The organism is Frankia canadensis (assembly GCF_900197875.1).
In the GTDB taxonomy this organism is placed as follows: domain Bacteria; phylum Actinomycetota; class Actinomycetes; order Frankiales; family Frankiaceae; genus Frankia; species Frankia canadensis.
Genome location: NZ_FZMO01000190.1, coordinates 1 through 12,044 on the forward strand (window position 1 = coordinate 1; position 12,044 = coordinate 12,044).

The following is a 12,044-nucleotide window of genomic DNA, read 5'->3' on the forward strand; positions in this document are numbered from 1 at the left end:
GCCCGCGGCGTCGCCCCCCGTCCAGCGATCCACCGGCATCGCGGAGACCGACGCTGCCGTGGCGCCGTCCGGATCATCGGCGATCGCCCCGCCTGGCCGGCGCCGGACCGGGGTCCGCGTGGCCATCCGGCGGGTCGGCGACGTCCTGCCGGCGGCGCTGGTGTTCGTCGCCCTGTTCGCCGGCTGGGAGATCTACGTCCGGGTCAGCGGCATCTCGCCGATGACGCTGCCCGGACCGGTCCGCATCGTGCGCCAGGGCTTCGAGTTCCGGGACATCCTGTGGCGGCACACCGTCCCGACGTTCAAGGAGACGGCGGCCGGCTTCGGGGTCAGCCTCGCGGCGGCCTGGCTGGTCGCCACCGTCCTGGACTTCTCCGCCTGGAGCCGGCGGGTGCTCTACCCGCTGATGGTCGCCTCCCAGACGATTCCGATCATCGCGATCGCGCCGCTGTTCGTGATCTGGTTCGGCTTCGGCCTCCTGCCGAAGATCATCGTGGTGGTGCTGGTGACCTTCTTCCCGCTCGCGGTGAACCTGGCCGAGGGCTTCGCGTCGGCGGACGGCGACGCGATGCGCCTGCTGCGCTCGATGGGCGCCGGGCGGGTGCGCTGCTTCGTCACCGTGCGGGTGCCCAGCGCCCTGCCGTACTTCTTCGCCGGCCTGCGGGTGAGCATCGCCTACGCCGTCGTCGGCGCGGTGTTCGCCGAGTACGTGGGCGCCCAGTTCGGCCTCGGCATCTACATGCAGCAGCAGAAGAGCGCGTTCCGGACCGACCTGGTGCTCGCCGCCGTCGGCATCACGTCGCTGCTGAGCATCGCGCTGTTCTTCGCCACCTACCTCGTCCAGCGCCTGGTCATGCCCTGGCAGCGCGCCCTGCGGAGGATGAGCCGATCATGAGTGCACCCACAGCGGACGCGATCCTGGACGCGTCGCCGCGTGCCGAGCAGGGCCCGCGGCTGGAGATCCGGGGGCTCGGCAAGTCCTTCGCCGTGCCCGGCGAGGGCACGCGGTCGGTGCTGCGCGACGTCGAGCTCACCGTGCGCCCCGGCGAGTTCACCGCGATGATCGGGCCGAGCGGATGCGGCAAGAGCACCCTGTTCAACATCATCAGCGGGCTGGAGCCACCGTCGGGCGGCACGGTGACGCTCAGCGGCGAGTCGCTGGTCGGCCGGCCCGGCCAGGTCGCCTACATGCCGCAGAAGGACCTGCTGTTCCCCTGGCGGACCGTGCGGGACAACACCATCCTCGGCCTTCAGGTCGGCGGGATGCGCCGGCGGGCCGCACGCGAGCGGGTCGACGAGCTGTTCGCGACCTTCGGCCTCGACGGTTACCAGGACGCCTACCCGTTCGAGATGTCGGGCGGGATGCGCCAGCGCGCGGCACTGCTGCGCACGGTCGTGATGGACCGGCCGCTGCTGCTGCTCGACGAGCCGTTCGGCGCGCTGGACTCGCTGACGCGCACCGAGATGCAGCTGTGGCTCGCCGGGATGTGCCAGCGGTTCCAGTGGACGATCCTACTGATCACCCACGACATCCGCGAGGCCGTCTTCCTCGCCGACACCGTCCATGTGCTCAGCCCGCGCCCGGCGACGATCGTCCAGGGCATCGAGGTCGACATCCCGCGCCCGCGCGGCATCGACACGTTCACCTCGCCGGGCTTCATCGACATCGAGCGCCGCCTGCTCCACCTGCTCGAGGGCGGCGGAGCGCGCTGAGCGGCGGACCCGCCCGGGCGGCCCGCGCGACCGGCCCGCCCCCATCGCAGCGGAGGCATCACAGCATGAGCAAGCACGTCGAACTCGGGGTCTTCATCCCCGTCGGCAACGGCGGGTGGATCCCATCGGTGACCAGCCCCGACATCCGCTCCACCTACGGCTACAACCGCGAGGTGACCCTGCTCGCCGAACAGCTGGGCCTCGACTTCGCGCTGAGCATGGCCAAGTGGCGCGGCTACGGCGGCAGCACCGGCCACTGGGACTACACCCTTGAGTCGATGACCACGATGGCGGGCCTCGCCGACGCCACGAGCCGCATCCAGATCTGGGCCACCGTCCACACGATGATCTTCCACCCGGCGGTGGTGGCGAAGATGGCCGCCACCCTCGACCAGATCTCCGGCGGACGCTTCGGCCTGAACCTGGTCGCCGGCTCCAACCCGTCCGACCAGGGGCAGATGGGGCTGTGGCGCGACCTGGACCACCGCGGCCGCTACGCGCTGGCCGAGGAGTGGATCACCGCGGCCCGCAGGCTGTGGTCCGAGGACCGGGTCGACTTCGACGGCGAGTTCTACACGCTGCGGGACTGCATGTCCTACCCCAAGCCACGCCGGCACCCCCAGGTGGTCTGCGCGGGCACGTCGGACACCGGCTTCCGCTTCACGATCTCGCACTGCGACGGCTGCTTCCTGTCCGGACAGAGCCACGCCGACCTCGTCAGCCGCGCGCTGCGGGCCAAGGAGATCGCCGCCGAGCTCGGCCGGACCACGAAGACCTACGCGCTGCTGACGGTCATCCCCGGCGAGACCGACGCCGAGGCCCAGGCTCGGGTCGACGACTACAACGCCGGCGTCGACGTCGAGGCGCTGCGCACCCAGGCGTTCGAGTACGGCCAGGACGTCAGGGAGAACACGATGGCCCGGCGCATGGTCCAGAACGGCCGCGACCTGCTCGCCGTGTCGGAGGGCTCCGTGGTCGGCGCGCCGGAGACGATCGCCGCCACGATCGCCGGCCTGGTGCTGGACGGGGACCTCGACGGCATCACCCTCATCGTTCCCGACTTTCTCGACGACCTGCGCACGGTCGCCACCCGGGTGGCCCCCCTGCTCGCCGAGCGCGGCGTGCACACTCTCGCCGCCACCGCCACCGCCACGGCCGCCGCCACCGCCACGGCCGCCGCGTCGACCATGGTCGCCGCCGCCGGAAGGGGCTGACCGCCATGCCGGGCACCGCCGTCGCACCCGACGGCTTCTACCGCCACCCGTCGTTCTCCGCCGCCGTCCTCGCCACCGGCCCCACCCTGTATGTGGCCGGGCAGCTTCCACTCACACCGGACGGGCAGGTCGTCGCCCCCGGCGACATCCACGGCCAGCTCGACCGGGTGTGGACGCAGATCGAGGCGATCGTCGCCGCTGGCGGCGGCAGCCTCGCCGACATCGTCCGCGTCACCGCCTGGACGACCAGCGCCGACTGCGTCAACGCCATCGTCACCGCGCGCGAGCGCCGCTTCGCCGGGCTCACCCCGCCGGCGAGCGCCCTGCTCGTCGTCGCCGGTCTCGCGCTGCCGGGCGCGCTGGTCGAGATCGACGCGGTGGCGGTCCTGCGGTGAGCCGTCCCGCGCCCGGCATCGGCCCGACCGACGCGCCGCCGGCCGACGTGCCCCTGGTCGACGCGCGGTGGCTCGACGCGCGGCTGAGCGATCCGGACGCCGCCGCGGTCGTCGCCCAGGCCCGCGCCCGCGCCGCCGCGGCGGGCCAGGTCGCCCGCCACCTCGCCGGGATCGCCGAGGCCCGGACGCGAGCGCGTATCGGTCGCCCGCCTGCGCCGCGGTCGGACCCGGCGGTGTTCCTCATCGACTACACCCTTGTGGGCCCGGGCGGGCCGCTGCCGGTGCGGTGCTACCGGCCCCGGCACGGCCGGGAGGCGGCGACGGTCGTCTACCTGCACGGCGGCGGGTGGGCGCTCGGCGACCTGGACATCAACGACGGTGTGTGCCGGGTGCTGGCCGACCGCGGCGAGGTCGCGATCGTCAGCGTCGACTACCGGCTCGCACCCGAGCATCCTTTCCCGGCCGCCCTCGACGACGCGCAGGCGGTCGCCGACCTGGTCGCGTCCGGACGGGCGGCTCCCCCATGGCCCATGGGGCCGCTGCCGACCCGGCTGGTCGTCGGGGGTCTCAGTGCCGGCGGCGCGCTCGCCGCCGCGCTGGCCCGCCGCTGCCGCGACGGTGTCGCACCGCCGGCGGCGCATCAGGTGCTGTTCTGCCCGGTGCTCGACTGCGACCTCGACCGCGACTCCTACACCCGCTACGGCGACGGGCTGATACTCAGCCGCGACGACATGGCCTGGTTCTGGGACCTGTACGCGCCCGACCCGGCGGCCCGGAACCATCCCGACGCCAGTCCCCTGCGCGCCGCGACGCTGGCGGGCCTGCCCGCCGCGACCGTCGTCATCGCCGGTGCGGACCCACTACGAGACGAGGCCGTCGCCTACGCGCGGGGGCTGGAGGACGCCGGGGTGGCCGTACGCACCCTGCTCGTCGAGGGCGTTCCGCACGGCTTCGTCTGCATGCCCGCCATCGCGAGCGGCGCCATCGCGCTCGACGCGGCCGCCGACCAGCTTCGCGCCGCACTGTCCGCACCGACCGATCCGACCGCACCGACCGCACCGACAGGGAGAGGACACCAGCATGGCTGACAAGAACGTGGAGTACGGGGTGTTCCTGCCGGTTGGCAGCGGCGGGTGGATTCCGTCGACGACCACGCCGGAACTCGACGCCAGCTACGCCTACAACAGGCGCGTCACCCAGCTGTCCGAACGGCTCGGTTTCGACTTCACCCTCTCCCAGGCGGTCTGGCGTGGGTATGGCGGCCCGAGCGGACATTTCGATGTCAACCTCGAATCGCTGACGACCAGCGCCGGGCTCGCGGAGGCCACCGAGCGCATCGGTGTCTGGTCGACGTGCAACACCGCCCTGTTGCACCCCGCGGTCGCCGCGAAGATGGTCGCCACGCTGGATCAGGTGAGCGGTGGGCGGTCGGGGCTGAACATCGTCGCCGGAGGGAACCGGATGTCGGAGAACCAGATGGGTCTCGGGCTGTCCCTCGACAACGCCGACAAGTACCGCCGCGCCCGCGAGTGGGTCGAGGTCGTGAAGCTGCTGTGGACGGAGAAGTCGGTCGACTACGAGGGTGAGTTCTTCACCCTCACCGACTGCCAGTCCAATCCGAAGCCGCTCGTCGGCATCCCGCCGATGATCTGCGCCGCCGTCTCGGACGTGGGCCTGCGCTTCACCGCGGAGAACCTCGACGGCGCGCTCATCGAGGGCACCTCCCGGGACTCGATGATCGAGCTGGGCGCGCGGGCCCGGCGCATCGGCGAGGAGGCCGGCCGGCATCTGAAGACCTACTGCATCTTCATGGTCATTCCCGGGGAGACCGACGCGGACGCCCGCCGGCGCGTCGAGCTGTACAACGCCGGCCGGGACGACGAGGCGATGAGCCGCATGCTCGCCGAGCACGGCGTGGTCGCCCGGGACAAGAAGGCCGCCGCTGCCACCGCCCACGAGTGGAGCAACTCCACGGCGATCAGCACCGGAACCCTGATCGGCTCGCCGGAAAGCCTGACCGAGCAGCTCGCCGACATCATCAGCGCCGCCGATCTGGATTCGGCCGTGTTCATCATGCCGGACTTCATCGCCGACCTGGAGGTCCTTGGCGAACAGGTGATCCCCGCCCTGGTCCGCGGCGGCCTCGGCCACAAGGTCGCGGCGTGACCGCCGACGTCGAGTCCACCGAGAGCGCCTGGTCGGAGCTGACTGCGCTCGCGGACGGCGGGGCTGACCCGCGGATGCTGCGCCGGGCCTTCGGCTGCTTCCCCAGCGGGGTGGCGGCCATCTGCGGGAGTGACCTCGCTGCCGCGCCGGGTACGGACGGCGAGGGGGCGGCCGCCGGGCCGGTGGGCATGGCGGTCAGCACCTTCACGCCCGTCTCGCTGGACCCGCCATTGGTCTCGGTGTGCCTGCAGACGAGTTCGACGACCTGGCCGCGGCTGCGGCGGCTGTCCCACCTGGGTATCAGCGTCCTGGGCGAGGAGCACGGCGTCGCCTGCCGTCAGCTGTCGGCCCGTGAGGGCGACCGCTTCGCCGGCCTGCCGGTGATCACGACCGGGCGGGGTGCGGTGCTGCTCGCCGGGGCCAGTGCCTGGCTGGAATGCGTCCCGCACGCCGAGATGCCCGCCGGCGACCACGTCATCGCCGTGCTGCGGGTCGTCGCGATGCGCGCCGACCCGCAGATCACCCCGCTGGTCTTCCACGCCAGCCAGTTCCGCCGCCTCGCCGCCTCCTGACGGCCGAGCCCCGACGCGTCCTCAGGCCGCGAGATCGATGATCTCGATGTCCTCCCCTGACCAGTCGGACGGGACGGAGGTCGCGATAGCCACCGTGCCGACGCGTAGGGGCGTGGGCGCGGCGACGTGACGAACGTGCGCCGCCGCCCACGTCCGGTCCCTGGCGACCGCCAGGGCTGCGGCGAGATCGAGGTCGACCAAGGAGATCGCCCGCAGCGAGGCGATGTGCTCGGCGACGCCGCGCCGGGTGCGGTCGGCCTCCACCAGCGCACAGGTCGGCGCATACAGGTAGACGCCGTCGCCCTCGCCGGCCCGGCGGATCAACCGGGAGGCGACGATGTTGCCACGCCCGACCGCGAGCATCGCCGTCGCGTCCAGCACCACGTGGGTGGAGACTCTCACCACGACACCGGGATACCGGCCTGGGCGAACCGGCGCCTGAGCTCGGCGTCGGCTTCAGCCTCCTCCTCGGGTGTCGGGTTGTAGCCGCTGAAGGCGAACAGGGCGGCCAGCGCCCGCTCGGACTGCTCGCGCCGCTCCTCTTCCGTGAACACGTCGGCGGACCGGGCCAACCGCGTGAGGTAGGTCCGCACGGACATTCCCTCGTCCCGGGCGATCCGCACGAGCGCCTCGTGTACATCCTGTGGAACCTGGATGATGGCTTCGGTCACGGCCATGCTTCCTCCGCTAGGAATCCGGACGGACAGTACCCGACCACCGTACGACACGTGACCTGGAAGTGGATCTGCTTTGAAGAAAATACGGTTGCCGCCAACATGATCACCGAGGGAGGCGTACGGGTGCGGCACCCGACCCGGAACCCGCGCCTGCGGTGATGCGGCCTACAGCGATCCGCTCGGCTGGGGGCGCGCCGCGCCCACACCCAGGGAGATGGCGAGCAGTCGGTCGATGAGGTCGGTGTCGTCGGGAGCCTGCTGACTGGCCCAGGCAATGGCGTTGACGAGGCGTAGGAGGTCCGGCGCGTCCACGGTGGGCGGCGTCGTCCCGCTCCGTTTCGACCGGTCGAGGAGCTCGCCCGCTGTGGCGACGAGGGCGTCGTGGCAGGCGGCGAGGGCGTTGCCGTCACCGGGGGCGAACTCCACGGCGAGCTGCGCGGCGAGCAGACCCTGCATCGCGCACGCGTGCGCCGCGAACTCCCGCAGCCAGATCCGCAGGCCGGTATCGGGGTCCTCGTGGGTCGCCAGTTCCCGCCCACGCTGGCACACGCGCTCGACGTCGCCCCGCACGAGGTCGACCAGCAGTGCCTGCAGCGTCGGGAAGTGCCGGTAGACCGTGCCCGGGCCGACCGCGGCTCGCTTCGCGACCTCGTTGAGCGACGCACGCCCGCCGCGCTCGGTGAACACCTCCCGCGCGGCCGCCAGCACCCGGGCCCGGTTCGCGACCGCGTCGGCCCGCTGACGCCGCGGCGCCCCGGAAGCCGTTCCTGACATCCGACCTCCCATTGCCTTCCGGAGAAGTTCTCCATATCGTAGCGACCGGAAAACGGAGAACTTCTCCGGAATCCGTCAACGCGACGGACCCTCTACCTGGAGGCAGTATGGACATCGCCGTGTACGTCGGAGACGTGAGCGGCCCGAGCTCACTGGAGGAGAGCGTCACGGCGGCCCGCACGGCCGCGTGCGGCGGGGCCAGCGCGGTGTGGGCGGCGCAGGCCCTCGGCTGGGACAGCCTCACCCTGCTCGCACTCGTGGGCGCCGCCGTTCCCGAGATCGGCCTCGGTACCGGGGTGGTGCCGGTCGCGCAGCGTCACCCACTGGTCCTCGCCGGGCAGGCGCTCAGCGTCCAGGCGGCCGTCGGCGGCCGGCTCACTCTCGGGATCGGCGCCGGGGTGGGCGCCATGGTCGGGGGAGTGTTCGGTCTGCCGCACGACCAACCGGCGCGCCGAATGCGCGAATATCTCTCCGTGCTCGGTCCGCTCCTGCGCGGGGAGGCGGTCGAGCATCACGGCGAGACGCTCACCGCGGTCGGCCAGATCGACCTTCCCACGACATGCCCGCCGCCGGTGCTCCTGGCGGCGCTCGGACCCCACATGCTGCGGGTCGCCGGCGAGCTGACGGACGGAACGGTGACCTGGATGGCCGGTCCACGATCTCTTGGTCAGCACATCGTGCCCACGCTCACCCGCGCGGCGCGGACCGCCGGCCGCGATGATCCCCGCGTGGTCGCCGGCGCGTTGGTCTGCGTCACCGACGACCGCGACAGCGCCCGCGGCCGGATCGCGGCCCGCTACGCCCTGGCCGGACAGGTCCGCGAGTACCGGGCCGTCCTCGACCGTGAGGGCGTCGGTGGCGCGCAGGACGTCGCGGTGATCGGCGACGAGGACAGCGTCGCGCGACACCTGCGCGGGTTCGCCGACGCGGGTGTCACCGAACTCGCCGCCGCGCCGTTCGGCACCGCGCAGGAGAAGGCCCGCACGACCGCTGTGCTCGCCGGGCTCGCACCGTCCGGCGCCCGGCGCTCCAGGCCGCTGACGACCAGCGACCGCGTGGCGATCCACGAGCTCATCGCGCTGCACGGACACCTGGCGGACGACCGCCGGTCCGAGGACCTCGCACTTCTGTTCACTCCGGACGCGGTCTACGACGTGACCGCTTACGGCCTGGGCGCCGTCGACGGACTGCCAGCCATCGCGCGTCTCCACCACGAGCGTCCCGGCGCCCAACCCGCCGGCCACCACGTCAGCAACATCATCATTGATGATCGCCCCGACGGCACTGCCACCGTCCGATCCAAGGGGCTGGCAGTCATGGCGGACGGCCGAACCGGCACCTGCCTCTACGACGACACCGTCACCCACACCGACGCCGGCTGGCGCATCTCCCACCGTCGCGTTCGGAGCCCACGGACCGACTGACGCCAGGCCTGAACCAAACCAGCCACCGGTGATCCACGAACCCGCGGGTGACGACATCGGGTGGGTGGAACGCGTCGAGGCGGACCGGAAGGCCGGTCCGCCTCGGGTGCGGTGCTGTGGTCCCAACCGCCGCTGCCGCGGGCGGGACCGTGCCAGCAGGACTGGCTGATCTTTTCAGGCGAGGAGGGTGAGGGCCTCGTTGAAGCTGACCGAGGGGCGCATGACGGCGGTGGCCTTCACCGGGTCTGGCTGGTAGTAGCCGCCGAGGTCGACGGGCGCGCCCTGGACGGCGAGGAGCTCGTCGGCGATCGTCTTCTCCTGGTCGGTGAGGGTCTTGGCCAGGGGGGCGAAGGTCGCGGCGAGCGTCGGGTCGTCGGTCTGGGAGGCGAGCTCCTGGGCCCAGTACAGCGACAGGTAGAAGTGGCTGCCGCGGTTGTCGATGCCGCCGACGCGCCGCGCCGGCGACCTGTCCTCGTTGAGGAACGTCGCGGTGGCCCGATCGAGGGTGTCGCCGAGGACCTTGGCCCGCGTGTTGCCGGTGGTCGTCGCGAACTGCTCGAAGCTGACCGCGAGCGCCAGGAACTCGCCGAGGCTGTCCCAGCGCAGGTAGTTCTCCTTGACCAGCTGCTGGACGTGCTTGGGCGCGGAGCCGCCGGCGCCGGTCTCGAACAGGCCGCCGCCGTTCATCAGCGGGACGACGGAGAGCATCTTGGCGCTCGTGCCGAGCTCCAGGATGGGGAACAGGTCCGTCAGGTAGTCGCGCAGCACGTTGCCGGTGACGGAGATGGTGTTCTCGCCGCGGCGGAGGCGCTCGAGGGAGAAGCGGATCGCCTCGACGGGGGCCTTGATCTCCAGGACGAGGCCGGTGGTGTCGTGCTCGGGCAGGTAGGCGCGGATCTTCTCGATGAGGCGGGCGTCGTGCGCGCGGGTCTCGTCGAGCCAGAACACGGCCGGGTCGCCGGTGGCGCGGGCGCGGGTGACGGCGAGCTTCACCCAGTCGCGGATCGGGGCGTCCTTCGTCTGGCAGGCGCGGAAGATGTCGCCGGCGGCGACGGCCTGCTCGAGCACGGCCTCGCCGGCGGCGTTGACGAGCCGGACGGTGCCGGTGGTCGCGATCTCGAAGGTCTTGTCGTGGCTGCCGTACTCCTCGGCCTTCTGCGCCATCAGGCCGACGTTGGACACCGAGCCCATCGTCGCCGGGTTGTAGGCGCCGTGGGCGCGGCAGTCGTCGAGCACGACCTGGTAGATGCCCGAGTAGCTGGAGTCGGGCAGCACCGCGAGGGTGTCGGCCTCCTGGCCGTCCGGGCCCCACATGTGGCCGGAGGTGCGGATCATCGCCGGCATGGAGGCGTCGACGATGACGTCGCTCGGGACGTGCAGGTTGGTGATGCCGCGGTCGGAGTCGACCATGGCGAGGGCGGGGCCCTCGGCGAGCTCGGCGTCGAAGGAGGCGCGGATGGCGTCCCCGTCGGGCAGCGCGGCGAGACCCTTGAAGATGCCGCCGAGGCCGTCGTTGGGCGACAGGCCCGCGGCGGCGAGCACGGCGCCGTGGGCGGCGAACGTCTTCGGGAAGAACGCGCGGACCACGTGGCCGAAGATGATCGGGTCGGAGACCTTCATCATCGTGGCCTTGAGGTGGATCGAGAACAGCACGCCCTCGGCCTTGGCCCGGGCCACCTGCGCGGTGAGGAACTCCCGCAGGGCGGCGACGCGCAGCACGGCGGCGTCGACGACCTCGCCGGCGAGCACCGGCAGGGACGGCAGCAGCACCGTGGTGGTGCCGTCGTCGCCGACCAGCTCGATGCGCAGCGTGTCGTCCGCGGGGAGGACGACGGACTTCTCGGTGGTACGGAAGTCGTCGGCGTCCATGGTCGCCACGTTCGTCCGCGACGACGCGTCCCACGCCCCCATCCGGTGGGGGTGCGCCCGGGCGTAGGCCTTCACCGAGGCGGGGGCGCGCCGGTCGGAGTTGCCCTCGCGCAGCACCGGGTTCACCGCGGAGCCCTTGATCCGGTCGTAGGCCGCCCGGATCTCCCGCTCGGCGTCGGTCTTCGGCTCGTCCGGGTACTCGGGCAGGGCATAGCCCTTCGCCTGCAGCTCGGCGATCGCCGCCTTGAGCTGCGGGATCGACGCCGAGACGTTCGGCAGCTTGATGATGTTCGCCCCGGGGGTCCTCGCCAGCTCTCCGAGCTCGGCGAGCGCGTCGTCGACGCGCTGCGCGGGTTCGAGATGCTCGGGGAAGGTGGCGATGATGCGCCCCGCCAGCGAGATGTCGCGGCTTTCCACGGGTACTCCCGCCGCGGCGGCGTATGCCTGCACAACCGGCAGGAACGAGTACGTCGCCAAGGCCGGGGCCTCATCCGTGTGGGTATAGATGATCGTCGAGTCAGTCACCGACACTCCGCTTCACGTCTACTCCGTCTGGCTATCACGATATGCCGCGCATAGGCCGCCACCTCGGACGCGCACTCGGGTGTGGGCGCTCGCTCGTCGACCAACGAGCGCCATACGATCACCCTTCGTGACGGTCCCGGGCGACCGCAGACGGGGCGCGCCGGAATGCGCGCCTCACGCGGCGACCGGTTCGGAAAGCGGGGTCGACACCGGGGTCGGAGGTCCGCCGCCGGGATCGTACGGCATCGGCCCGCCCGCTGGTGTCTGCCCGGATCGTCCGGGTTACGGAGACACGGATGATCGTGACGTCGCACGGCGGCACCGACCGTCGAGCTTCCGGCCGGCGCCGGCCAGCTCGACCGGACTTCCGGCCCGCTTCCCGCCACCGGCGGGCCTACATAGCCAGACCATGCGACCGCGCTGCCCGGACGGACCGAGGTGCATCCGGGCGGCGCGGGGAGCGGTGACTCCCGGGCCGGTCAGTAGGCGAGGAAGAGGATCTGCTCGCGGGTGTAGTCGTGGCCGGGGTGCTTCTCCGACAGATGCGCCTGGGTCTTCTCCACCAGGTCGTCCTCGTCCTCACCCTCGATGTACTCGCCGCAGGGGCAGTTCAGGCGCTTCGCCACCGGCTTCTCCCGTCCTTTGCCGTGTGTTCGCCCGTACCGGACGCGCCCCGCCCGGCGGACACGTGGTCCCGGGTGTGGCGCGCCGCACG

General features: G+C 72.0%; 13 protein-coding genes. 8 read left to right on the forward strand and 5 right to left on the reverse strand.

Translation table 11 applies throughout. From position 1 onward, the window contains the following. The 7 genes from C1A33_RS16140 to C1A33_RS16170 all read left to right on the forward strand — a co-directional run. Positions 1–895 (forward strand): ABC transporter permease (locus C1A33_RS16140; protein ID WP_207770331.1); only part of this gene is annotated, 895 nt, incomplete at its 5' end. Further along, positions 892–1,713 (forward strand): ABC transporter ATP-binding protein, encoded by an 822-nt coding sequence (locus C1A33_RS16145; protein ID WP_101832317.1) that lies wholly within the window; start codon positions 892–894, stop codon positions 1,711–1,713. The genes C1A33_RS16140 and C1A33_RS16145, both read left to right, overlap by 4 nt. A gap of 65 nt (positions 1,714–1,778) precedes the next feature. Beyond that, positions 1,779–2,927 (forward strand): LLM class flavin-dependent oxidoreductase, encoded by a 1,149-nt coding sequence (locus C1A33_RS16150; RefSeq protein WP_101832318.1) that lies wholly within the window; start codon positions 1,779–1,781, stop codon positions 2,925–2,927. A gap of 5 nt (positions 2,928–2,932) precedes the next feature. Continuing rightward, positions 2,933–3,322, forward strand: a complete 390-nt coding sequence (locus C1A33_RS16155; protein WP_101832319.1) for a RidA family protein — start codon at positions 2,933–2,935, stop codon at positions 3,320–3,322. After that, complete coding sequence (locus C1A33_RS16160; RefSeq protein ID WP_101832320.1) at positions 3,319–4,410, forward strand: alpha/beta hydrolase; 1,092 nt, start codon at positions 3,319–3,321, stop codon at positions 4,408–4,410. Before C1A33_RS16155 ends, C1A33_RS16160 begins: the two co-directional genes overlap by 4 nt. Beyond that, positions 4,403–5,488, forward strand: coding sequence for an LLM class flavin-dependent oxidoreductase (locus C1A33_RS16165; RefSeq protein ID WP_101832321.1), 1,086 nt, complete (start codon positions 4,403–4,405; stop codon positions 5,486–5,488). Before C1A33_RS16160 ends, C1A33_RS16165 begins: the two co-directional genes overlap by 8 nt. Next, positions 5,485–6,060: a flavin reductase family protein gene (locus tag C1A33_RS16170; protein WP_243407613.1), complete on the forward strand. Its 576-nt coding sequence runs from the start codon at positions 5,485–5,487 to the stop codon at positions 6,058–6,060. The genes C1A33_RS16165 and C1A33_RS16170 overlap by 4 nt, the downstream gene beginning before the upstream one ends. Positions 6,061–6,081: 21 nt before the next feature. On the opposite strand, the gene C1A33_RS16175 is transcribed toward C1A33_RS16170, so the two are convergent. The 3 genes from C1A33_RS16175 to C1A33_RS16185 form a co-directional block, all read right to left on the reverse strand. Further along, positions 6,082–6,462: a PIN domain-containing protein gene (locus C1A33_RS16175; protein WP_243407614.1), complete on the reverse strand. Its 381-nt coding sequence runs from the start codon at positions 6,460–6,462 to the stop codon at positions 6,082–6,084. Then, positions 6,459–6,731, reverse strand: coding sequence for a hypothetical protein (locus C1A33_RS16180; RefSeq protein WP_423748085.1), 273 nt, complete (start codon positions 6,729–6,731; stop codon positions 6,459–6,461). The genes C1A33_RS16175 and C1A33_RS16180 overlap by 4 nt, the downstream gene beginning before the upstream one ends. 171 nt (positions 6,732–6,902) lie before the next feature. Next, positions 6,903–7,511 (reverse strand): TetR/AcrR family transcriptional regulator, encoded by a 609-nt coding sequence (locus C1A33_RS16185; RefSeq protein ID WP_101832323.1) that lies wholly within the window; start codon positions 7,509–7,511, stop codon positions 6,903–6,905. Between the two features lie 107 nt (positions 7,512–7,618). On the opposite strand from C1A33_RS16185, the gene C1A33_RS16190 reads away from it, so the two are divergent. Next, entirely contained in the window at positions 7,619–8,935 is a 1,317-nt protein-coding gene (locus C1A33_RS16190; protein WP_165818424.1) for a TIGR03564 family F420-dependent LLM class oxidoreductase, read from the forward strand. Positions 8,936–9,109: 174 nt separating this feature from the next. Here the strand turns inward: C1A33_RS16190 and C1A33_RS16195 are convergent, their stop codons facing one another. Both C1A33_RS16195 and C1A33_RS16200 read right to left on the reverse strand, forming a co-directional pair. Beyond that, a complete protein-coding gene (locus C1A33_RS16195) occupies positions 9,110–11,329 on the reverse strand; it encodes an NADP-dependent isocitrate dehydrogenase (protein WP_101832342.1) in 2,220 nt (739 codons plus the stop codon). 479 nt (positions 11,330–11,808) lie between these two features. Continuing rightward, entirely contained in the window at positions 11,809–11,955 is a 147-nt protein-coding gene (locus C1A33_RS16200; RefSeq protein WP_101832324.1) for a DUF1059 domain-containing protein, read from the reverse strand. Positions 11,956–12,044: the final 89 nt, after the last annotated feature.

Bases quoted from the DNA above. Each gene is read 5' to 3' on its own strand.
- C1A33_RS16150 (WP_101832318.1), top strand. From the start codon at position 1,779: ATGAGCAAGCACGTCGAACTCGGGGTCTTCATCCCCGTCGGCAACGGC.
- C1A33_RS16145 (WP_101832317.1), top strand. From the start codon at position 892: ATGAGTGCACCCACAGCGGACGCGATCCTGGACGCGTCGCCGCGTGCC.
- C1A33_RS16190 (WP_165818424.1), top strand. From the start codon at position 7,619: ATGGACATCGCCGTGTACGTCGGAGACGTGAGCGGCCCGAGCTCACTG.
- C1A33_RS16155 (WP_101832319.1), top strand. From the start codon at position 2,933: ATGCCGGGCACCGCCGTCGCACCCGACGGCTTCTACCGCCACCCGTCG.
- C1A33_RS16165 (WP_101832321.1), top strand. From the start codon at position 4,403: ATGGCTGACAAGAACGTGGAGTACGGGGTGTTCCTGCCGGTTGGCAGC.
- C1A33_RS16185 (WP_101832323.1), bottom strand. From the start codon at position 7,511: ATGTCAGGAACGGCTTCCGGGGCGCCGCGGCGTCAGCGGGCCGACGCG.